Here is a 21,186-nt window from a genome sequence, read left to right on the forward strand (position 1 = left end):
CGCAAATCATGCAAGCCAGCGCCGAACTGGCCGAGAGCCTCGACGTGCGCCTACACACACACCTGGCGGAAACCCTCGACGAGGAAGACTTCTGCCTACAACGCTTTGGCCTGCGCACCGTGGACTATTACGCCACGCCGCAAACCTGGAGCGTGGCCCAAGCGCTCGAACGCCTATTGCTCGCGCAGAATCGCTGGCTGCAGGCCAATGGCGGCGGCCAGCCGTTGCTGACCACCCTCAGTGCACTGGTGTTTCGCGGGCAACGTTTCACCCTGGCCCACGTCGGCGATTGCCGGGCGTATCGCTGGCTGGACGGCGAGTTACAGCGCATCAGCGAAGATCATGTGTGGGAACAGCCGGGCATGCAGCATGTGCTCAAGCGCGCCCTCGGCCTGGATCAACACCTGGTGCTGGATTTTCTCGACGGCCAATTGCGCGAGGGCGAATGCTTCCTGCTGCTCAGCGATGGTGTGTGGGCAACCTTGGGTGATCACAGCATCAGTGCGATCCTGCGCGAGCAGACCGACCTCGATCTGGCGGTACACACGCTGATCACAGCCGCACACCTGGCCGGTAGCCAGGACAACGCCAGCGCCCTGCTTGTACGCATCGATAAACTCGGCGCCGCGACCCTGGGCGACGCACTGGTGCAGTTGCAGCAATGGCCGCTGCCCCCAGCGCTGAAAGCCGGGCAACAGTTCGAAGGCTGGCAGGTGGAAAGCGTACTGGCGCAGAGCCGACAGTCATTGCTGTATCGGGTACGCGATGCCCAACAGCAACCCTGGCTGCTGAAAACCCTGCCCCTCAGCCGTGACGATGACAACGACGCTGGTCAGGCCTTGCTGTCGGAGGAATGGTTTCTGCGGCGGGTGGCCGGGCGCGCGTTTCCTGAAGTCCACGCGGCCAGCGCGCGTCAGCATTTGTACTACGTGATGCGTGAATATCCGGGGCAAACCCTGGCAGAACTGTTCCTGCAACAGGGCCCATTGCCCCTGGCGCAATGGCAATCCGTGGCCGAACGCTTGCTGCGGGCGGTGGGTCTGTTGCATCGCCGGCAAATACTGCACCGCGACATCAAACCGGAGAACCTGCTGCTGGGTGAGGATGGTGAATTACGCGTGCTGGATTTCGGCCTGGCCTACTGTACGGGTCTCTCGGAGGACCGGGCTCATGTGCTGCCCGGCACGCCGAGCTTTATCGCGCCCGAGGCGTTCCATGGTGAGCGTCCTACGGCCCAACAAGATTTATACAGCGTAGGCGTCTGCCTGTATTACCTGCTGACCGGGCATTACCCCTACGGTGAAATTGAGGCTTTCCAACGGCCCAGGTTCACCCATCCGGTCAGCGCCAGCCGCTACCGTCCCGACCTGCCGGACTGGTTACCGCTCAGCCTCGACCGCGCGGTGGCTGCTCAACCGGCGCAACGCTATGAAACCGCCGAAGAATGGCTGCTGGTTCTCGAGCAGGCAGACCGGCGCGAACTGAGTGTCCGCCCCCGGCCGTTGCTGGAGCGGGAACCCTTGAAGGTCTGGCGCACCTTGGGGTTGCTCTCGATGCTGATCAATCTGGCGCTCCTCTATTTACTCTTTCACCGCTGACGTCATCTCTAGACGAGGAAAACCACATGAACGCAAAAGTCTGGCTGGTGGGCGCGGGCCCCGGCGACCCGGAGCTGCTGACCCTCAAGGCTGTACGGGCAATGAACACGGCCGATGTGGTGCTGATCGATGACCTGGTCAACCCGGCAGTACTGGAACACTGCGCCGCGGCGCGGGTGATCACGGTCGGCAAACGCGGGGGCTGCCGCTCTACCCCGCAAGACTTTATCCACCGCCTGATGCTGCGTTATGCCCGCCAGGGAAAGTGCGTGGTAAGGCTCAAGGGCGGTGATCCATGCATTTTCGGGCGTGGTGGCGAAGAGGCTACGTGGCTGCGCGAACGCGGCGTCGAAGTCGAGTTGATCAACGGGATCACAGCCGGGCTGGCGGGCGCGACGAACTGCGCAATTCCGCTGACCTTGCGCGGTGTCAGCCGCGGCGTGACCCTGGTCACAGCCCACACCCAGGACGACAGCAGCCTCAATTGGCGCGCGCTGGCGGAAGGCGGGACGACGCTGGTGATCTATATGGGCGTAGCGAAGCTCGAAGAGCTTCGTCAGCAATTGCTGGAAGGCGGGATGGCTGCGGATATGCCGGTGGCAATGATCGAAAATGCCTCGTTGCCGCAGCAGCGGGAGTGCCGTAGTAATTTATCGCGGATGCAGGACGACGCGCTGGCGTTCGCCTTGAAGAGCCCGGCGATCCTGGTGATCGGCAGCGTCGCCGCCATCTCGCAGGCCGCCTACGTCGCAGCGGCAGCCAGCGCCTGAGGCAAATCCAGGGCGAAAAAAAACCCGGCCGAAGCCGGGTTTTTTTCTACTACTCAGTAATTACTGAGCAGCTTGAGCTTCAACCGCAGCTTCTACGCGACGGTTAACAGCACGACCAGCTTCAGTTGCGTTGTCAGCAACTGGGCGGGATTCGCCGTAACCTACCGAAGTAACGCGGTTAGATTCTACGCCGTCTTTAACCAGGACTTGCTTAACAGCGTCAGCACGACGCTGGGACAGCTTCTGGTTGTAAGCGTCTGGACCTACGGAGTCAGTGTGACCAGCCACTTCTACGTGGGTAGCTGGGTACTGCTTCATGAAGTCGGCCAGGTTTTTCACGTCGCCGTAGCTGTTAGGCTTAACAACGGCCTTGTCGAAGTCGAACTTAACGTCCAGCTCAACACGAACAACGCTAGCAACTGGAGCTTCTGGCTCTGCAACTGGCTCTGGAGCTGGTGCTGGGGTAGGAGCTGGAGCAGCTGCGCCAGCGTTACCGCCGAAGTTCACGCCCAGGCCGACCAGTGCGGAGTAATCCCACTTGCCGTTGTCCAGTGCGTAGTCAGCTTCAACACCGGCACGAGCGTACAGGTTGTTGGTGAAGTAGTACTTCACGCCAGTACCAGCAATCAGCTGGGTGGACTGGTCGCGACCGCTGTGGCCATCAGCCTGAACGTTGCCACGGCTCTGATGACCAACACCGCCTTCTACGTATGGACGCAGGGAGTCGACGCCAGCTTGACCGAAGTGGTACTGGGCCACGAGGCTGGTGGTATCGCCTTTGATCTTCTGGTTACCGGTACCGTCGTTCGAACGGGTGTGGTTGGTCTTGTCGTAGGACAAGTTCAACGACAGGTCGTCGGTCAGGAAATAACCAATGCGAGCGCCTGGGTTGAAGCCGTCTTCGATGTGCTTGACGCTATCGTTGTACTGCTTCTTGTAGAACAGCTCGCCTTCAACTGCGCCTTGGCCTTGTGCCAGTGCGCCGAAAGAAGTAGCGGCAATAAGAGTACCAATGGCCAAGCCCAAGGTGTTTTTCAGTTTCATCCGTTAAATCCCCATCTGGTGATTGTAAAGCAGTCCCACAAACCGGAGGACAACTCGGCGACAAGTCTAACAGAACTTGCCTACACGTAAGAGATATTTGCCACGCACTAAGTTTCAGTCTCGCCCGCAAATTTCTCACGTAATTTATCAAGAGCACGTTTGTAACGCATTTTTGTAGCACTCAAACCCATATGCATGATGTCAGCAATTTCCTGAAATTCCAGCTCTGCGACAAAACGTAGCACCAGAATTTCCCGGTCAATTGGGTTCACATGCACCAACCAGCGATCAAGCCCGCCCTTATCCTCGGGTGCCGGCGCCTTTTCTTCAGACGCCTCCTCAAGGGGGTCCAGACTCAAAGCATCCATCAAGCGACGCTTTCGCCGTTCCTTCCGATACTGCGTGATGCACTCGTTGTACGTGATGCTGTACAGCCAGGTCTTGAACTTCGATTTGCCCTCAAAGTTCTTCAGGCCATACAACACCTTGAGCATCACTTCCTGACAGACATCATCCGCATCTCTATCGTTCCCTAAATACCTTGAACAAACGTTGAACAGAGTGCGTTGATACCTGCGCATTAACTCTTCATACGCGCGTGTTACGTGAAACAGCTCCGTGTGCGCGCGCGCGACCAACTCCTCATCAGAGAGCTCACGGGGGTCATAGCGCGTGGACAGCGTTTGGGCTTTATTCAAAACAAGTCGTGCCGACAGTCAGGTCAATGTCCGCCACAGCCCGGTCACCCGGGTTCGCGGCGGCGTACATTAGCAGGGTTTCCCGGGTTAGCGGCTACTGACCTGCTGCTCCAGGAGAATCCGATTGGACAGCGACACCAGGTCGCCGTCATCGGTCAGCACGGTTGTCTTGACCGTACCGATCTCCTCGATTTGCCCTTCGACCTCGCCCACACGCACGTGCTGCCCTACCTGATACAACTCACGCACATAGATTCCCGCAAGAATCTGACCGGCAATTTCACGACTTCCCAGGCCCATGGCCAGCGCAACGGCCAGACCAACGGTAATCAAAACAATCACAATCACATGGTTGAGCAGGTCAGTCTTGACCTCCAACTGGCTGATCGCAACGGAAATGCTGATGATGATCACCAGCCCCTGGGCAATTCGCCCCAGGCCTGCCGCGTAGTCCAGCCCGACGCCTTCAGCAGCCCCGCGTACCAGCCCGTTGGCTAATTGTGCGAGTAAAACGCCGACGAGAAGTACCAGCGCGCCGCCGAATACCTTCGGCAAATACAGTGCCAGCATGTCGAGCGTAGCTGAAACTCGCTCAAGGCCAAGTGATTGAGCCGCAGAAACCAGAAAAATCAGCAAAACGAACCAATAAACGATCTTGCCGATCAGGGTCGAGATCGGCACTTGCAGCCCTGCACGGCCCAGCAGCTTGGTCAGGCCAGTGCCTGCCATCAAGCGGTCCAGGCCGAGTTTGGCGAGCAGCTTGGACAGTAGGGTGTCGAGCAGCTTGGCCACGACAAAACCCAGCAACACCAAGACCAGCGCACCAAACAGGTTGGGAATGAAATTCGCCACCTTGGTCCACAATGCAGTCATCGCGGTGACCAGGCTCTGGGTCCAGAGATCAAGTTCCATATTCAATCAGCCTTATCAGCAGTGCGAGCAAGAGGTTTACGACGGGAAACCGGCGAGACGTGGGCCGAACCATTGTTCAGCGCCATCATCAATGCTGGCAGCCAACGACCGAGCAGACCGAACAGATCCCCCGCCCCAACCTGACGGTTGGCGGTTTTCAACACGCGGCCCAGGCAGGCATCGTCATCACGGTTGGATGGCGACGCATTGAGCATGTCACGCAAAGACTGTTCGAACGGATCGTGCATAAAGACCTCTCGCAAGTGATTTAAAAGACGAGGGTTAAATTCCCGAGGTCACATCGGCCCCTTCCTACGTTCAGGTCATATTCAGCTCAAACCCAGCGCAATCGTCGAAATAGCCACCATTGCCCGAACGCCACCGAGATCATCAGCAAGCAGGCAATCACAAATCCGTAAGGGCTGGCAGAGAACGGTATGCCCCCCACATTGATACCCAGCAAGCCGGTCAGAAAGCTCATCGGCAGGAAGATCCCGGTGATGATCCCAAAGCGGTACATTGTACGGTTCATGCGCACGCTCAAGCGCCGATCTTCGGCCTCCAGCACAAGCCCCACGCGCTCCCGGGTCAATTCGAGTTCTTCCAGGTAGCGGGTCAGGCTGTTGTTCAATTCGTTCCAATAGTCGGCATCGTCATCACAGAACCACGGCAATTTGATCCGCGTCAGTTGGGCAAAGATATCCCGCTGCGGCGACAGGAATCGCTTGAGTCCGGCCGCTCGCCGACGGATCTGCAAAATGCTGCCATGCTCCGGGGTATACCGTTCGTCGGTATCGAGTTTTTCTTCCTCTACGTCGACGATTTCAGACAGGTCGGACACCAGATCCTGGACTTTGTGAGTCAGGTACTGCGCCATATAAAGAATGAGTTCAGACGCGGTTTTTGGCCCCTTGCCATCCGCCAACTGCACCAGCAGTTCATCGGTGGCGCGCAGCGGGCGCAAGCGCAGGGAAATCACCCGGCTGGCCGCGGCGAAGATACGCACCGAAACCATGTCTTCCGGCTCTGCGCCCGGATTGAGGTTGACCCCGCGCAGGAACAGCAGGAGTTCAGCGTCCGGCAACGGCAACAGGCGCGGGCGGGTGTTCTCCTCCAGCAGCAGGTCACAGGCGAACTCACTCAAGCCGCTGGCCTTGCGCAGCCAGGTCTGGGTTTGCGGGTGGCTGCGATCCCAATGCAGCCACAGGCTTTCCTGGGACTGCAGTTGCAATTCGTCAAGCTCAGTCCGGGCAATCGAACGCGCACCGCCTTTACCATCCAGCACCAGGGCATGCACCAGCCCCCATTGCGCGTTGTCTTCCTCGAACATCCTCACCCCTGTCGGCTATTGCGGTTTATTCAGGCATTTTCAGCGGGCTGGGCGACACGATCACGCCGTTATTGTCGGCGTAGATGTATTCACCCGGGCGGAATGTCACGCCGGCAAAGGTCACTGCCACGTTCAAGTCGCCAATGCCGCGCTTGTCGGTCTTCATCGGGTGGCTGGCCAAGGCCTGCACGCCGAGGTCGGTCTGGGCCACGACGTCGACATCCCGGATGCAACCGTAGATCACCAGCCCTTCCCAACCGTTTTTCGCGGCTTTCTCGGCGATCATGTCGCCCAGCAGCGCACGACGCAGGGAGCCACCACCGTCGACTACCAGCACCTTGCCGGCGCCCGGCTGGTCGGCCTGTTCCTTGACCAGGGAGTTATCCTCGAAGCATTTGATGGTGACGATCTCGCCGCCAAAGGAATCGCGGCCGCCGAAGTTGCTGAACATCGGCTCGGCCACCTGCACCAGTTCCGGGTAGGCGTCGCAAAGATCGGGAGTGACGTAGTGGTTCATTGAAAAATTTCCTTTCTGTCAAAGACGTGTCTTTCGAAAGAGGCGCCGGCCGACGCAGCGGCAAAACATCCCATCCGTTTCGCCGCTACGCAATAGCCACTGCGCGACTGAATATGACCAGAAGCGTTTAACGCGTCATATCTTAGCCGCAACCACAGACGAGCGAAACGCCCTTGGCAGAGCGCTGCGTCAAACTACGACCAATGCCTCGGCCGGAGCATCAAACAACGGTGTGAGCGGATCTTTCAGCCATTGCTCCACCAGCGGCCAGACTTCGGCCTGGGCCGCTTTGCTGACCAACATCTCCACGTGCCCAAAATCCCCAGTAAAACCTTGTTGGCGTCCCAGGCAAAGGTATTGGCGATGCTCTGAGCCGACTTGTTCGAACAGCTTGCGGCAAGCCCAGTCCGGGTCCTGCTGGTCACCGGCGGCACTGACGGCCAGCAGCGGCACGTTGACTTCCGCGAGGCCTTTCCACCAATCACGGCCAGCCTCGCCAAACCGTCCAAACAGGCCGTGCCAGCGCATGGTCTCGATCATCACGCCCACCGGCTCGTCCTCGGGGCCGCGCTTGAGCCGTGGGCCGGACAACTGGCCAAACCGCTTCAGGAGCAAGCGACCGCCCCACTCCACCGGTGGAATCTTCAACGGCCAGAAGGAGCGACTGACCTGGCTGCCGAACAGCGCCACTGAAGCCACCGCCGGCGCACCGAGGTACTGGCCACCCAAGGCAGCAGCCAGGGTGGTACCGCCAAGGGAGTGCCCGATCCAGTGGGGAATCTGCGCGCTTTGCTCGCGCACAAACGCGCCGATAGCCGGCAAATCGTAGCGGGCGTAGTCGGCGACCCGATTCCGAGCGTAGTCCTGGTTGCGCTTGGACAGGCCATGGCCGCGCATTTCCGGTATCCACACATCAAACCCCTGGCGTGCCAGGTGGGCGCCCAGGCCGATACCCTTGGGTGAGTACCAGAAGCGCCGATTGGAAAAGCTGCCATGTAACAAAATCACGGGGATGCCCCGGCTTTCCGGGACATCGGCCAGGCCCAAACGCGTCACGGCCAGCTCGACGGTGCCGTCGGGACTGTTGCCGGGTTTGAGCCGGTATACATCTTCACTCAAGTCGCCACGACGTTCAGCGCTGATCAGGGCGACGGGAAACAGGTTGCTGCTGCTTTGCATAATGCTCTTGCACAAAAAAGGGCGGCGTCCGGAAGGAGTTCCGCCCTGTACAGATAAGAAATGCCGGCCAACCTGACGATTGACCGGCACTTTTGACGCGTCGACCTTAGGCGGACGCTTGGCCTTCCGCCAGGAAGAACCAGGTTTCCAGCACCGAATCGGGGTTCAGCGAGACGCTTTCGATGCCCTGCTCCATCAGCCATTTGGCCAGGTCAGGGTGATCGGAAGGGCCTTGGCCGCAAATGCCGATGTACTTGCCAGCCTTGTTACAGGCCTGGATGGCGTTGGCCAGCAGCTTCTTGACCGCCGGGTTACGCTCGTCGAACAAGTGCGCGATGATCCCCGAGTCGCGGTCCAGACCCAGGGTCAGCTGGGTCAGGTCGTTGGAGCCGATGGAGAAACCGTCGAAGAACTCCAGGAACTCTTCGGCCAGGATGGCGTTGGACGGCAGTTCGCACATCATGATCACGCGCAGGCCGTTTTCACCACGGGACAAGCCGTTTTCGGCCAGCAGGTCCACCACCTGGCTCGCTTCGCCCAGGGTGCGCACGAACGGCACCATGATCTCGACGTTGGTCAGGCCCATCTCGTTGCGCACGCGCTTGAGGGCGCGGCACTCGAGCTCGAAGCAGTCACGGAACGCTTCGCTGATGTAACGCGAGGCGCCACGGAAGCCGAGCATCGGGTTTTCTTCTTCCGGCTCGTAGAGCTTGCCGCCGATCAGGTTGGCGTATTCGTTGGACTTGAAGTCCGACAGACGCACGATGACCTTTTTCGGGTAGAACGCTGCAGCCAGGGTACTGATGCCTTCCACCAGCTTCTCGACATAGAAGCCCACCGGGTCGTTGTAACCGGCAATGCGCTTGTCGACGCTGTCCTTGATCTCCGGCGGCAGGCCGTCGTAGTTCAACAGGGCCTTGGGGTGGACGCCGATCATGCGGTTGATGATGAATTCCAGGCGAGCCAGGCCCACACCGGCATTCGGCAGTTGCGCGAAGTCGAAGGCACGGTCCGGGTTACCGACGTTCATCATGATCTTGAACGGCAGATCAGGCATCGCATCGATGGAGTTTTGCTTGATGTCGAAGCCCAGCTCGCCTTCGAAGATGAAGCCGGTGTCGCCTTCGGCGCAGGATACGGTCACGCCCTGGCCATCCTTGAGCAGTTGGGTGGCATTGCCACAACCGACTACCGCAGGAATCCCCAGTTCACGGGCAATGATCGCCGCGTGGCAGGTACGCCCGCCACGGTTGGTGACGATGGCACTCGCGCGCTTCATCACGGGTTCCCAGTCCGGGTCGGTCATGTCGGAGACCAGTACGTCGCCTGGCTGGACCTTGTCCATCTCGGACACGTCCTTGATGATCCGTACCTTGCCGGCGCCGATGCGCTGACCGATGGCGCGGCCTTCCACCAGCACGGTGCCGGTTTCTTTGAGCAGGTAGCGCTCCATGACGTTGGCCGAAGTGCGGCTCTTCACGGTTTCCGGGCGGGCTTGCACGATGTACAGCTTGCCGTCGTCACCGTCTTTGGCCCACTCGATGTCCATCGGGCACTTGTAGTGCTTCTCGATGATCATCGCCTGTTTGGCCAGCTCGCTGACTTCAGCGTCGGTCAGGCAGAAGCGCGCGCGCTCGGCCTTGTCCACATCAACGGTTTTCACCGAGCGACCGGCCTTGGCCTCGTCGCCGTAGATCATCTTGATGGCCTTGCTGCCCAGGTTACGGCGCAGGATGGCCGGACGGCCGGCCTCAAGGGTGTGCTTGTGCACGTAGAATTCGTCCGGGTTCACCGCACCTTGTACGACGGTTTCACCCAGACCGTAGGCGCCAGTGATGAACACGACGTCACGAAAGCCCGATTCGGTGTCCAGGGTGAACATCACGCCGGCGGTGCCGGTTTCCGAACGCACCATGCGCTGCACGCCGGCAGACAGGGCCACCAGCTTGTGGTCGAACCCTTGATGTACGCGGTAGGAAATCGCACGGTCGTTGAACAGCGAAGCGAACACTTCCTTGGCTGCGCGGATCACGTTTTCCACGCCGCGGATGTTGAGGAAGGTCTCCTGCTGGCCTGCAAAGGAGGCGTCGGGCAAGTCCTCGGCGGTAGCCGAGGAGCGCACAGCGACCGCCATGTCCGGATTGCCGGCCGACAGCGTGGCAAACGCGGTACGGATTTCTTCGTTGAGTTTCTCGGGAAACTCGGCGTCCATGATCCACTCACGGATCTGGGCGCCGGTCTTGGCCAGGGCGTTGACGTCATCGACGTCCAGAGCGTCCAGCGCGGCGTGGATCTGAGCGTTGAGGCCGCTCAGTTCGAGAAAATCACGGTAAGCCTGGGCGGTGGTGGCAAAACCACCTGGCACCGAGACACCAGCGCCTGCAAGATTACTGATCATCTCGCCGAGGGATGCGTTCTTGCCCCCTACGTGCTCCACATCATGGACGCCGAGCTTATCGAGGGAAACTACGTACTCTACCAAGGTGATCTCTCCACTTTCTGTATTGGAAAAGCTCAGGACGCCGGCTGCTCAGTAGGAGCATTCGCCAGCGCTTGTGGCCTGGACCTGGAAAATAAGTGAGAATGCGGCCCACTGTGGGACGGCAAAATCGCGCCTATCATATCCAAGATTCGCCATCAGCTTAAGGCCCAGGGCTCAAATGAAACGATCTGCTTTCTTTATTTCCGACGGCACCGGCATCACAGCCGAAACTCTGGGTCAAAGCCTGCTCGCGCAGTTTGAAAACGTTACCTTCGCCAAATTCACGCGGCCTTATATCGACAACGCGGATAAAGCGCGGGCTATGGTACAACAAATCAATCTGGCAGCAGAAAAAGACGGCTTTCGTCCGATCATTTTCGACACCATCGTCAATCAAGACATTCGTGAGATCCTCGCAACCTCCAATGGTTTCATGATCGACATTTTCTCGAGCTTCCTGGCGCCGCTGGAACAAGAGTTGAGTGAGCACTCCTCCTATTCCGTAGGAAAGTCCCATTCCATCGGGCATAACTCCAACTATATGGAACGTATCGAGGCGGTGAACTTCGCCCTCGACAACGATGATGGGGCCCGCACCCACTACTACGACAAGGCCGACATAATCCTGGTCGGCGTGTCGCGCTGCGGCAAGACCCCTACCTGTCTATACATGGCTATGCAATTCGGCATCCGCGCGGCCAACTATCCGCTGACCGAAGACGACATGGAGCACCTGACGCTGCCGGCCGCCCTGCGCGCGCATGCACATAAGCTGTTCGGCCTGACCATCGACCCGGATCGCCTGACAGCCATCCGCAACGAGCGCAAGCCCAATAGCCGCTACTCCAGCTATGCCCAGTGCGAATTCGAAGTGCGCGAAGTGGAAAATCTGTTCCGTCGCGAGAACATTGCGCACATCAATTCCACGCATTTCTCAGTGGAAGAGATCTCGGCGAAAATTCTGGTGGAGAAAGGCGTCGAGCGCCGGTTTAAATAATTAGGTTGTCTGAACCGACGCCATCGCGAGCTTGCTCGCGATGGACGATAACTCGGTGAACCTGCCTAAAGATGGAACCGCCCGCCCCCCTGTCCCAGTGCAGTGGCCAGCGCATCGAAGCCCGTCCGCAACAACTGATCATCGCCCGACGTATTGCAAATACTCGCCCGAATAAACTGCGGCACCGCTGTCTGCCCCACGGCAAAGGCCTCGGCGGTGGCGATCAGGTAATTATTCTGCTTGAGTTCCGCCTCGATTTCCGACGCACGCCAGGGCTCCGGGACTTCAATCCAGAAGTGCGGGCTATTGAGGTGCGTGCGGTATTCCAGGCCGACCAACAGGCCCTGCACCAAGGCTTTGCGCCGACTGATCTCGTTGATCTGCTGGCGCAGCAGGTATTCCGCCGTGCCGTTCTCGATCCACTGGGTGGCCAGTTCCAGGGTCACCGGCGTGGCCATCCAACAGGTCGAACGTAGCGCCGCCGAAATACGACTGACCAATGCCGGCGGCGCATGCACATAGCCAACACGCAGCCCCGCCGACACGGCCTTGCTCAAGCTGCTGATCAAAATCGTACGCTCGGGCGCGAAATAACTAAGGGGCGGCGGTCGGTCTTCCACCAGCACACCGTGGGCTTCATCTTCAAGAATCAGCAGGTTATGTTCGCGACACACTTTGACCAGCGCCTCGCGGCGTGCGACCGATAACACCGCTGTGGTCGGGTTCTGGATAGTGGGCGTGCAGTACAAGGCCGAAACCCGGTGATTGCGACAGACTTCATCCAGAGCCCCGGGTAACACACCTTCTTCATCCATTTCCAGGCCGATCAGCCGCACACCGAGCATGCGCGCGGCAGTGATCAGCCCGGGATAAGTCAGTTGTTCGGTGACTACCGTATCGCCTGCGCGCAGCAGCGCCATCATCGCGCAGAGCAACCCATGCTGGCCGCCGTTGACGCAAATGACCTGCTCTGGGATGGGATGAAAATCGCGCTGCACCAGCCACTGCGCGCCTGCTTCCCGGTAACGCGGCAGACCGGCGTCCGGCGTGTAGGCACTGATGTCCTGGAGAAACTTGGCGTTGGTCGACAGGGTTTGGAAGCTCTGCGCCAGGAACACCGTCTCCTGCCCCGGAATATGCATGTTGCGGCTCATGTCGAAGTACTGGCGCGGCTCCTCGCTGAAGTTGCGAAAACCTTCATCCCGTTGACGCTCCATCCCACGCTTGCGCACGAACGTGCCGTCACCGACCCGCGCCACCACCAACCCCAGGCGTTCCAGCTCGCCGTAGGCCCGGCTGATGGTGCCGATGGTCACCCCCAGATTGTCGGAAAGCACCCTATGGGGCGGCAGTTTTCGTCCCGGTTCAATCAAGCCTTCGAGGATGCCCCGTTCCATGACATCGGATAGGCGCTTGTACTTAACGCCCTGCCCGTTGGACAACCCCTCACGCATAATTGACACCATGTCAATATTTGTTTTGACAGCCATCTTTCGCCCTAATAGTGTGCTTTTACGGGTTCAATCGCCGAAATAAATAACTTATTACAAGTTCAATATAGAGTTCAATTCCGGCTCAGGGAAGCAATAAACGATGCCAATGTCCGCCGTTCTCGAAAACGCCGCAAAAACAAAAACTCAAAAACAGTGGTTGGCCGGCCTGGTGACCAGTGCGATGTTTCTCATCGTGTGCCTGAGTTGGGGCACCACCTGGCTGGGTATCAAAATTGCCGTGGAGAGCGTGCCACCGCTGACCTCCGCCGGCCTGCGCTTTCTGATCGCGTTCCCGCTGTTCCTGTGTTTCGCCATGGTGCGCCGCGAGCCGATCCTGTTCCCCCGGGAAAGCCGTTGGTTCTTCGTGTTCGTAACCCTGTCCTACTTCAGCGTGCCCTATTACCTGCTCAACTACGGCGAGATGCATGTCTCGTCCGGCCTCACTGCCCTGCTGTTCAGTTGCATGCCGGTGTTCATCCTGATTTTCTCAGCGCTGTTCCTGAGCGAGCGCATCTACTTTTCCCAGGTGGTCGGCATCGGTATCGGCTTCGGCAGCCTTTACATGATCATCAAGAGCCAGGGCCTGCACCTGGACCACGCCGAGTTCTTCGGGGTACTGGCGATTCTGAGCGCTGCAATCATGCATGCCTTGTGCTACGTCATTACCAAGCAAAAAGGCAGCGCCATCAGCGTGATCACTTACAACACACTGCCCATCGGAATCGCCGGGCTGATGCTGTTCGTCGCCGGCCTGTGGTTTGAAACGCCGACCTTCGAAGCCATCACCCTGCGCTCGTGGGGCGCCTTGTTCTACCTGGGCCTGGTGGCGTCGGTGGGTGGTTTCATCGTGTATTTCATGCTGCTTAAGCGCCTCAGCCCGATCATCCTCTCGTTCGTGTTCATCATCTTTCCGGTGTTCGCCGTGATCATCGGCGCCTGGTATGAAGGCGTGGCGATTTCCCGCGACCTCATGCTGTACTCGGCCATCCTGCTGGCCGGTTTTGCGATCACCAAGTTGCCCATCGAAAAACTCATGGCCAAGAAAAATTGACCCTCCCGGCCCTCACACAGCAACGCGAGAGAAACATGGACGTCCTCCGCCCAGAAGCCCTGGAACAGATCTACGCCCACGCCAGCCGCAGCTACCCCGAAGAATGCTGTGGCTTCGTCTTCGCCGACGGCAGCGTGTACCTGGGCAGCAATATCCAGAACGAGCTGCACCGCAAGAACCCCGAGATGTACCCGCGCAGCGCGGCCAACGGCTACACCTTTTCAGTGGCCGACACGCTGCTGCTGAACAAAGCATTTCGCAGCGACAACCCGGTGGTGGTGATCTACCACTCCCACCCCGACGTCGGCGCCTATTTCAGCGACGAAGACCAGGACAAGGCGCTGTTCATGGGCGAGCCGATCTACCCCGTCAGCTACCTGGTGGTGGACGTTCGCCAGGGCCGGGCCCTGGGCTCAAAGCTGTTTGCCTGGGATAGCACGCATTTCGCCCTTCAACCCCTCAACGACCTGCACACGGAGTTGTCCATGAACGCTGTCTCTTTCCCCGACATTCTGGTTCGCGTGGCCAAGCTGCCGGAATCGACCCTTGAGGGCACCGGATCGACATTGCGCGAAGTCATTGAAAACCTCTGCAGTAGCCACCCGCAATTGCGTGCGCACCTGTTTCACGAGAAGAACAACCAGCTCAAGGAACACTTCCTGTTTACCGCCGAAGAAGCGTTGCTCAACGCAGACGACCAGCTACCGGAAAAGGCCAGGATCGAAGTGCTGCTCGCCACCTCCGGCGGCATCGACGTCGACAGCCTGAGCAATGAAGAAGTCCAGCGTTACGTGCGCCATATCACCCTGCCCGGCGTCGGTCGCGAAGGCCAGTTGAACCTGAAAAAAGCCAAGGTACTGATCATCGGCACCGGTGGCCTGGGCTCGCCCATCAGCCTGTACCTGGCGGCGGCCGGCATCGGCACCCTGGGGCTGGTGGATTTCGATGTAGTCGAGAGCAGCAACCTGCAACGCCAGATCGTCCACGGCAACAGCACCTTGGGCATGTCCAAGGTCGCGTCCGCCAAGCAACGCTTGCAAGACCTCAACAGCCACATCCAGATCAACGCCCACGACACCGCGCTGACCGCCGACAACGCTCTGGAACTGGTCGGCGCCTACGACCTGGTAATCGACGGCACCGACAATTTCGATACGCGCTACTTGGTCAACGACGCCTGCGTGCAGTTGGGTAAACCCCTGGTGTATGGCGCCATCTACCGTTTCGACGGGCAGATCAGCGTGCTCAACTACAAGGGCGGGCCGTGCTACCGCTGCCTGTTCCCCCAGGCGCCACCAGCGGAACTGGCGCCTAATTGCAGCGCGGGCGGGGTGATCGGCGTGTTGCCGGGGGTGGTCGGGATGATCCAGGCAACCGAAGCGATCAAATTGCTGATCGGCATCGGCGAACCCTTGTCCGGTCGCCTGATGCGCTTTGATGCGCTGGCGATGAAATTCAGCGAGATCCGTTTCAAGCGACGCGCCGACTGCCCTTGCTGCTCGGAACTGCGCCATAGCGAAACCCTGGCGCCCGCAGTCTGCGCCGACGCCATACCGAGCAAACCCAGCCTGGCCGAAGAGCGCTACATCAAGCCTCAGGTACTCAAGCAACTGCTCGAACGCCACAGCAGCGCCGACGTGCTGCTGGATGTGCGCGACGCGAGCGAGCTGGAGGTCTGCAAATTGCCGGGCGTGGTGCATATCCCCCTCGCCGAACTGGACGGCCAGCTCGACAACCTCAGTCGAGACAACACCCACTACCTGATCTGTTACGCCGGAACCCGCGCCGAGCAAGCGGCCAGCACCCTGCTGGCAGCCGGCTTCGCCAACACCAAAGTTCTGCAAGGCGGCATGAAACACTGGGTTCGCGACGTCGAACCCGACATGCCTTTGTACTGATCACGGCCCTGGGTAACGACCTGATGTTGCATAACTCAATTCTCGACGCCATCGGTCACACACCGATCGTGCGCCTGGCGCAGTTTTCCGAAGACCTTGGCATCGAGGTCTACGCCAAACTGGAATCCCTCAACCCCGGTGGCAGCCATAAGGCACGCATCGCCTTGGGCATGATCCTCGACGCCGAGCGCCGCGGCGTGCTGATGCGCGACGCCGGGCAAACCATTATCGAACCCAGCGGCGGCAACACCGGCATTGGCCTGGTGATGGCCGGCAACGTGCTCGGCTACAAAGTGGTGCTGGTGATCCCGGATAACTACAGCCCCGAAAAGCAGAAACTGCTGCGCCTGTACGGCGCCAAGGTGGTGCTGTCGGACAGCCGCCTCGGCAACAATTCCCATGGCGAAAAATGCATGGAGTTGCAGCTGGAAAACCCGAGCTACGTGATGCTCAACCAGCAACGCAACGGTGCCAACCCACAGACCCACCGCGACACCACCGCGCCGGAAATCCTGCGCGCCTTCGGTGAGCAGCGTGTGGATTACTTCGTCAGCGGCATCGGCACCGGCGGCCATATCACCGGCATCGGCGAGACCCTCAAAGCCGCCTGGCCGGCCCTGCGCGTGATGGGTGTGGAGCCGGAAGAATGCGACCTGCTGAAAAACCAGCACGCACCGCACCATATCCAGGGCCTGTCGATCGGCTTGATCCCGAGCATCCTCAACCTGAACGTGCTGGACGGCATGCTCAAGGTGTCGCGTGAGGAATGCCTCGACATGATGAAACGAATCATGCGCACCGACGCCATCAGCCTGGGCCTGTCCTCGGCCGCCAATATGGTGGCCATCGCCAAGCTCGCCCCCGAGTTACCGCCCGAAACGGTGGTGTTGACCATGGTCTACGACAATGCCGACAGCTACCTGCCCAGTTTCGAATAACCGGTTATCCAACCATCCAGAATGCGGGGGTGCCTCCATGGGCGGCTTTATCGACATGCAACATCTGCACGATGAATTGCTTACCCACCTCATCAAAACCCTCACGCCCACGCAAATGAAGCAACTGGAGCCGCACTTGGCGCCGTTGGTCCAGAACGCCGCCCAGGCAGTAGCCGAGGACCTGATTGCCTACGCCTACCGCGACCCGGCGTCGCGCGGGCGTGGCGAGTTGATCCTGGAGTCCTATGCCTCGTTCAAGGCGGTGCTGTTCTATCGCCTCGCGCACCAGGTGTGGCATTTCCCCGACCAGACCAACGGGATGTTTTCGCGTATCGCCCTCAAGCTCAGCAACCAGGGCAAGATCCTCTCCGGCGCCGAAATTCACCCGGCAGCGCGCATCGGTCGGCGCTTTGTGCTCGACCACGGCTACGGCACAGTGATCGGCGAAACCTGCGAGATCGGCAACGACTGCTACATCCTCTGCGGCGTAACCCTCGGTGCCCGTGGCATCGCCAACAACCCCGACGGCAAGCGCCACCCGCGCCTGGGCAACAACGTCGAAATCGGCTCCGGCGCCCGCGTGCTGGGCTACGTGCAGATCGGCGACAACGTGTTTATCAGCCCAGCGTGCGTGATCACCCAGGACGTGCCGGCGGGAACCAAGGTCAAGGTGGTCAACCAGATCCAATTGCAAAAGAACGACGAATCGGAGCACAGCAGCTACCTCGGCGCCTTCGCCCTTGATGAGCGCCTGCACGTGGTCGGCGAGATCAGCACCAGCCACAAGGTCACGGTGCTGGACGCTGACTTCCACCCGTTGCCGGGGCTGATGCTGGAACCCACGGTGAAAGAACGCCATCACCTGCAATTTCGCCTGCGCCGTATCGAAATGGCCGACCGCCTGCCACGCCTGCCGCTGAACCTGAAAGTCTGCGGGCCGGAATTTGAAATCACCCTGCTTTCCCCCCCTGGCTTGAGCGCAATGGTGCGTCACCTGCTGCAAGCCAGCCCATTGATTGTCGGAGGTTGAACATGTCTGTGCACACCATGGAAACCCTGGCGCTGTTTGACAGCGCGCCCTACCAGAACGCCTTCAGCGCCCGGGTGATTGCCGTCGGCGAATACGGCATCGCCCTGGAGCACACGCTGTTCTATCCCACCGGCGGCGGGCAACCCGGTGATACCGGCCACTTCACCCTGGCCGACGGCACGCGCGTCGACATCGTCGGTACGGTGCGCGACCCGGTGCAGCGTTCAATCATCTGGCACCAGGTGGAACACTGTCCCGAGCAGTTGACCGCAGGGGAGCAAGTGGACGCCAGCCTCGATTGGGACCGGCGTTACCAGCACATGAAGATGCACACCTGCCTGCACTTGCTGTGCTCGATCATCGACGCCCCGGTCACCGGCTGCAGTATCAGCGCCGACAAGGGCCGACTGGATTTCGACCTGCCGGAAATGACCCTGGACAAGGACAGCATCACCCGCGACCTTAACGCGCTGATCGAACAGGCCCATCAGGTGCAAACCCTGTCGATGCCCGCGTCGGAGTACGCGACCCTACTGCAGATCACCCGCACCCAGGCGGTGGCTCCGCCAGTGATCCAGAGTTCAGTGCGAGTGATTGAAATTGCCGGGGTCGATATCCAGCCGTGCGGCGGCACCCATGTGATCAACACCGAAGAAATCGGCCGGGTGTTTTGCGAGAAGATCGAGAAGAAGAGCAAGCATAACCGTCGGGTTATTTTGCGCTTTGAATGAATGTTCAGCGGAACAGGGTCGATGCAGGTGCAGGCGCCCACATTGACCCGTTTTTCATCGCGGACCTTAACCCTTCAGCGAATTGATCTGGTTACTCAGTCGCTCAATTTGCTGTTGCAGCTGGGAAATCATCTTGGTGAACTCAGCCATCATCTGATCGAGGCGCTCACGAAGTTGTTCATTGTCGCGTGCAAGATCGTCGATGGTACGAGGCGTCTGGCTTGATTCATCAGACCGGGCCGACGGCTTACTTTCGCTGGACTGCGCCGCCGGTTTGGCTTGGTTGGACTGGCCTGACGCCGCACCTTGGTTGGCTTGACCCGACGCTGCGCCAGGGCTGGCCTTACCCGATGCGGCACCTTGGTTGGCATTAGGTGCATCTTTGGCCGGCATGTTATTCGCCGTAGCCTGCTTGCCGTTGCCTGCGCCTGGTGTCGCAGGAGGCGTCCGGGTTTCAGGGGTATCTGCCCCGCCCAACTTCTTACTCAAATCACCAACCTGGCCTTGAAGCCCTTTAACTGTCGAATTGAAACGGGATTCCAACTGATCGAGCTTATCGCCCAGTTGCTTATTTTCGGCACTCAACCGCTCAAAGCTGAGAGGTGCATCGCGCCCGGACGCTTGTGTGTTTTCTGCAGGGGTGCGCGCGTCAGGCGCCTTGCTGTTCTGCTGCGCCGCCGGGCCACCACGAGTACTTGGGTTCGACGGAGCAGCCTCTTTTCCAGGGGTTGTCTTCGCGTTTTGTTGTTGAGTGAGCTGGTTCACTTGCGCCTGGAGCTTCAGGATTTGCGGCGCCAGCTTAGCGACCATCTGATCAAACTTTTCGTTTAATTTTTTATTCTGGCCAGCGAGCTGTTGTAGCTGATCGGATACGGCGTTTTTTGCGGCAGGCGGCGCGTTGGTCAGCCCTCGATGGGATAGCTGCGGCGCATTAATAGGCTGACGGGAAGGCCCCGAAGACGGTTGGGAGCCGGAATTGCCAGACGCCTTGGCACTGTCTTCACCACGAATGGGCGTGGGCTTCGGGGACATTTCATAGCCGACGGTGTAGGGCGTTGGCTGTCGATTGTTTATGCTAGTCATAAAAGCGCCTTCTCAGATTCAGGTGTTTATTCGCAAGCGTTGCTTGCCAGATGACCCGCGCCTGCAGGGCATCTGACACCTGATTGGTTTCTATCTGAAAACGGTTCCTAAGATGTAGGACGCATGAATCGCAAGGTGTGTCAGCGTCAAAACCTACCGTTCAGGAACGTGCGCAACAGCGACGCTTTCATATCACCCATAAATCCACAAAGCGATTCACCGGCGTCGCTTCAAGCCGCGCCTGATCCTTGCACAACGCAAAAATCCCGGCACAACGCTGGGCAGTAAAGCGCGTGGCCAGGTTGCCCTTGAACTTGTCTTCCAGCAACGGAATGCCGTCCACCCGGCGACGGCGGTGCCCGATCGGGTATTCCACCGCCACCTGCTCGGTGTGGCTGCCATCGTTGAAGAACACCTGCACTGCGTTGGCGATGGAGCGTTTGTCCGCCTCCAGGTACTCGCGGCTGTAGCGCGGCTCTTCGACGATCACCATCTTTTCGCGCAGCTCGTCGATGATCGGGTGCGCGGCGTGGAATTCATCTTCGTAGTGCTCGGCCACCAAGTTACCGAAGGCCAGGGGCACGGCGGTCATGTATTGCAGGCAGTGGTCGCGGTCGGCAGCGTTGGCCAACTTCCCGACCTTGGAAATGATGCGAATCGCCGACTCATGGGTGGTGATCACGATGCGTTCGATGTCATGCAGGCGCTCGACAACCTGCGGGTGCAAGGTCACTGCGGCTTCGCAGGCGGTTTGCGCGTGGAACTCGGCGGGGAAACTGATCTTGAACAGCACGTTTTCCATCACATAAGTGCCGTAGGGTTGGGACAGGCTGAAGGTGCGCTTGTCTTCGGGCTTGAGCGCCAGGTCCTTGTTGGTATGGCTGAACAGCACGTCGTAGAAGCCCCATTGCGGCGCGCTCAACACGCCGGGAATGCCCATCTCGCCGCGCAGTGCGATGTCCGCCAGGCGCACGCCGCGACTGGAGGCATCGCCCGCCGCCCAGGATTTGCGCGAACCGGCGTTCGGCGCGTGCCGATAGGTGCGCAATGCCTGACCATCGACAAAGGCGTGAGACAGCGCCGAAAGCAGCTGTTCACGGTTGGCGCCCATCAGCTTGGCGGTTACCGCCGTGGAGGCGACTTTCACCAGCAACACATGGTCGAGGCCGACGCGGTTGAAGGAGTTTTCCAGGGCAATCACACCTTGGATCTCGTGGGCCATGATCATCGCTTCCAGCACTGCGCGCATGGTCAGCGGCGCATCGCCATTGGCCACGCGCTGTTGCGAGAGGTGATCAGCCACGGCAAGGATGCCGCCGAGGTTATCCGAGGGGTGGCCCCATTCGGCGGCGAGCCAGGTGTCGTTGTAGTCGAGCCAGCGCACGATGCAACCGATGTCCCAGGCGGCCTTGACCGGGTCCAGCCGGAACGACGT

General features: G+C 59.6%; 19 protein-coding genes and 1 pseudogene. 9 read left to right on the forward strand and 11 right to left on the reverse strand.

From position 1 onward, the window contains the following. The 3 genes and pseudogenes from L9Z73_RS09150 to cobA form a co-directional block, all read left to right on the forward strand. A pseudogene (locus L9Z73_RS09150) lies at positions 1-149 on the forward strand (8-oxoguanine deaminase); the annotation flags it as partial. A gap of 213 nt (positions 150-362) precedes the next feature. Further along, a complete protein-coding gene (locus tag L9Z73_RS09155; protein ID WP_430624279.1) occupies positions 363-1,598 on the forward strand; it encodes a protein kinase domain-containing protein in 1,236 nt (411 codons plus the stop codon). Between the two features lie 26 nt (positions 1,599-1,624). Next, entirely contained in the window at positions 1,625-2,368 is a 744-nt protein-coding gene (gene cobA, locus L9Z73_RS09160) for a uroporphyrinogen-III C-methyltransferase (RefSeq protein WP_247398982.1), read from the forward strand. 60 nt (positions 2,369-2,428) lie between these two features. Here cobA and L9Z73_RS09165 read toward each other — a convergent pair whose 3' ends face one another. The 8 genes from L9Z73_RS09165 to ppsA all read right to left on the reverse strand — a co-directional run bounded on the left by L9Z73_RS09165 (position 2,429) and on the right by ppsA (position 10,530). After that, positions 2,429-3,412 (reverse strand): OmpA family protein, encoded by a 984-nt coding sequence (locus tag L9Z73_RS09165; protein ID WP_247398986.1) that lies wholly within the window; start codon positions 3,410-3,412, stop codon positions 2,429-2,431. A 107-nt stretch (positions 3,413-3,519) separates the two neighbouring features. Further along, positions 3,520-4,110: an RNA polymerase sigma factor SigX gene (sigX, locus tag L9Z73_RS09170; RefSeq protein WP_247398988.1), complete on the reverse strand. Its 591-nt coding sequence runs from the start codon at positions 4,108-4,110 to the stop codon at positions 3,520-3,522. Positions 4,111-4,197: 87 nt separating this feature from the next. Beyond that, positions 4,198-5,022 (reverse strand): mechanosensitive ion channel family protein, encoded by an 825-nt coding sequence (locus tag L9Z73_RS09175; protein ID WP_017845209.1) that lies wholly within the window; start codon positions 5,020-5,022, stop codon positions 4,198-4,200. Positions 5,023-5,024: 2 nt separating this feature from the next. Then, on the reverse strand, positions 5,025-5,270 hold the full coding sequence (locus L9Z73_RS09180) for a hypothetical protein (RefSeq protein ID WP_005790375.1): 246 nt from the start codon (positions 5,268-5,270) through the stop codon (positions 5,025-5,027). An 86-nt stretch (positions 5,271-5,356) separates the two neighbouring features. Then, positions 5,357-6,352, reverse strand: a complete 996-nt coding sequence (locus tag L9Z73_RS09185; RefSeq protein ID WP_247398991.1) for a zinc transporter ZntB — start codon at positions 6,350-6,352, stop codon at positions 5,357-5,359. A gap of 25 nt (positions 6,353-6,377) precedes the next feature. Beyond that, positions 6,378-6,869 (reverse strand): ribonuclease E activity regulator RraA, encoded by a 492-nt coding sequence (gene rraA, locus L9Z73_RS09190; RefSeq protein ID WP_017845207.1) that lies wholly within the window; start codon positions 6,867-6,869, stop codon positions 6,378-6,380. 189 nt (positions 6,870-7,058) lie between these two features. After that, positions 7,059-8,048, reverse strand: coding sequence for an alpha/beta fold hydrolase (locus L9Z73_RS09195; RefSeq protein ID WP_247398994.1), 990 nt, complete (start codon positions 8,046-8,048; stop codon positions 7,059-7,061). Positions 8,049-8,154: 106 nt separating this feature from the next. Next, entirely contained in the window at positions 8,155-10,530 is a 2,376-nt protein-coding gene (ppsA, locus tag L9Z73_RS09200) for a phosphoenolpyruvate synthase (RefSeq protein ID WP_247398997.1), read from the reverse strand. Positions 10,531-10,708: 178 nt separating this feature from the next. On the opposite strand from ppsA, the gene ppsR reads away from it, so the two are divergent. Further along, positions 10,709-11,527: a posphoenolpyruvate synthetase regulatory kinase/phosphorylase PpsR gene (gene ppsR / locus L9Z73_RS09205; protein WP_247398999.1), complete on the forward strand. Its 819-nt coding sequence runs from the start codon at positions 10,709-10,711 to the stop codon at positions 11,525-11,527. Positions 11,528-11,592: 65 nt separating this feature from the next. Here the strand turns inward: ppsR and L9Z73_RS09210 are convergent, their stop codons facing one another. Further along, positions 11,593-13,017 (reverse strand): PLP-dependent aminotransferase family protein, encoded by a 1,425-nt coding sequence (locus tag L9Z73_RS09210; protein ID WP_247399002.1) that lies wholly within the window; start codon positions 13,015-13,017, stop codon positions 11,593-11,595. A gap of 160 nt (positions 13,018-13,177) precedes the next feature. Here L9Z73_RS09210 and L9Z73_RS09215 point away from each other — a divergent pair, with 160 nt between their 5' ends. From L9Z73_RS09215 to L9Z73_RS09235, 5 genes are read left to right on the forward strand one after another with little or no spacing between them, the layout of a single operon-like run. After that, the gene (locus L9Z73_RS09215; protein ID WP_247399022.1) at positions 13,178-14,071 is read left to right on the forward strand and encodes a DMT family transporter; all 894 of its coding nucleotides are present in this window, start codon (positions 13,178-13,180) and stop codon (positions 14,069-14,071) included. 35 nt (positions 14,072-14,106) lie between these two features. Beyond that, positions 14,107-15,969, forward strand: a complete 1,863-nt coding sequence (gene moeB / locus L9Z73_RS09220) for a molybdopterin-synthase adenylyltransferase MoeB (RefSeq protein WP_247399005.1) — start codon at positions 14,107-14,109, stop codon at positions 15,967-15,969. A gap of 23 nt (positions 15,970-15,992) precedes the next feature. Beyond that, on the forward strand, positions 15,993-16,907 hold the full coding sequence (locus tag L9Z73_RS09225) for a PLP-dependent cysteine synthase family protein (RefSeq protein ID WP_247399008.1): 915 nt from the start codon (positions 15,993-15,995) through the stop codon (positions 16,905-16,907). A gap of 37 nt (positions 16,908-16,944) precedes the next feature. Then, entirely contained in the window at positions 16,945-17,937 is a 993-nt protein-coding gene (locus tag L9Z73_RS09230) for a serine O-acetyltransferase (protein WP_247399011.1), read from the forward strand. 2 nt (positions 17,938-17,939) lie between these two features. Next, positions 17,940-18,668 carry an alanyl-tRNA editing protein gene (locus tag L9Z73_RS09235; RefSeq protein ID WP_247399013.1) on the forward strand — a complete coding sequence of 243 codons (729 nt, stop codon included), beginning with the start codon at positions 17,940-17,942 and terminating at the stop codon, positions 18,666-18,668. 66 nt (positions 18,669-18,734) lie between these two features. Here L9Z73_RS09235 and L9Z73_RS09240 read toward each other — a convergent pair whose 3' ends face one another. Further along, on the reverse strand, positions 18,735-19,751 hold the full coding sequence (locus L9Z73_RS09240) for a hypothetical protein (protein ID WP_247399016.1): 1,017 nt from the start codon (positions 19,749-19,751) through the stop codon (positions 18,735-18,737). 187 nt (positions 19,752-19,938) lie between these two features. Beyond that, the coding region (gene prpD / locus L9Z73_RS09245) for a 2-methylcitrate dehydratase (RefSeq protein ID WP_247399019.1) at positions 19,939-21,186 on the reverse strand (1,248 nt) is incomplete at its 5' end.

Source organism: Pseudomonas emilianonis (assembly GCF_023072625.1).
Lineage (GTDB): Bacteria > Pseudomonadota > Gammaproteobacteria > Pseudomonadales > Pseudomonadaceae > Aquipseudomonas > Aquipseudomonas paraveronii.

Bases quoted from the DNA above. Each gene is read 5' to 3' on its own strand.
- L9Z73_RS09175 (WP_017845209.1), bottom strand. From the start codon at position 5,022: ATGGAACTTGATCTCTGGACCCAGAGCCTGGTCACCGCGATGACTGCA.
- L9Z73_RS09165 (WP_247398986.1), bottom strand. From the start codon at position 3,412: ATGAAACTGAAAAACACCTTGGGCTTGGCCATTGGTACTCTTATTGCC.
- L9Z73_RS09235 (WP_247399013.1), top strand. From the start codon at position 17,940: ATGTCTGTGCACACCATGGAAACCCTGGCGCTGTTTGACAGCGCGCCC.
- L9Z73_RS09155 (WP_430624279.1), top strand. From the start codon at position 363: ATGCAGCATGTGCTCAAGCGCGCCCTCGGCCTGGATCAACACCTGGTG.
- L9Z73_RS09180 (WP_005790375.1), bottom strand. From the start codon at position 5,270: ATGCACGATCCGTTCGAACAGTCTTTGCGTGACATGCTCAATGCGTCG.
- L9Z73_RS09230 (WP_247399011.1), top strand. From the start codon at position 16,945: ATGGGCGGCTTTATCGACATGCAACATCTGCACGATGAATTGCTTACC.
- ppsR (WP_247398999.1), top strand. From the start codon at position 10,709: ATGAAACGATCTGCTTTCTTTATTTCCGACGGCACCGGCATCACAGCC.
- cobA (WP_247398982.1), top strand. From the start codon at position 1,625: ATGAACGCAAAAGTCTGGCTGGTGGGCGCGGGCCCCGGCGACCCGGAG.
- L9Z73_RS09195 (WP_247398994.1), bottom strand. From the start codon at position 8,048: ATGCAAAGCAGCAGCAACCTGTTTCCCGTCGCCCTGATCAGCGCTGAA.
- L9Z73_RS09240 (WP_247399016.1), bottom strand. From the start codon at position 19,751: ATGACTAGCATAAACAATCGACAGCCAACGCCCTACACCGTCGGCTAT.
- L9Z73_RS09185 (WP_247398991.1), bottom strand. From the start codon at position 6,352: ATGTTCGAGGAAGACAACGCGCAATGGGGGCTGGTGCATGCCCTGGTG.
- moeB (WP_247399005.1), top strand. From the start codon at position 14,107: ATGGACGTCCTCCGCCCAGAAGCCCTGGAACAGATCTACGCCCACGCC.
- L9Z73_RS09210 (WP_247399002.1), bottom strand. From the start codon at position 13,017: ATGGCTGTCAAAACAAATATTGACATGGTGTCAATTATGCGTGAGGGG.
- rraA (WP_017845207.1), bottom strand. From the start codon at position 6,869: ATGAACCACTACGTCACTCCCGATCTTTGCGACGCCTACCCGGAACTG.
- L9Z73_RS09225 (WP_247399008.1), top strand. From the start codon at position 15,993: ATGTTGCATAACTCAATTCTCGACGCCATCGGTCACACACCGATCGTG.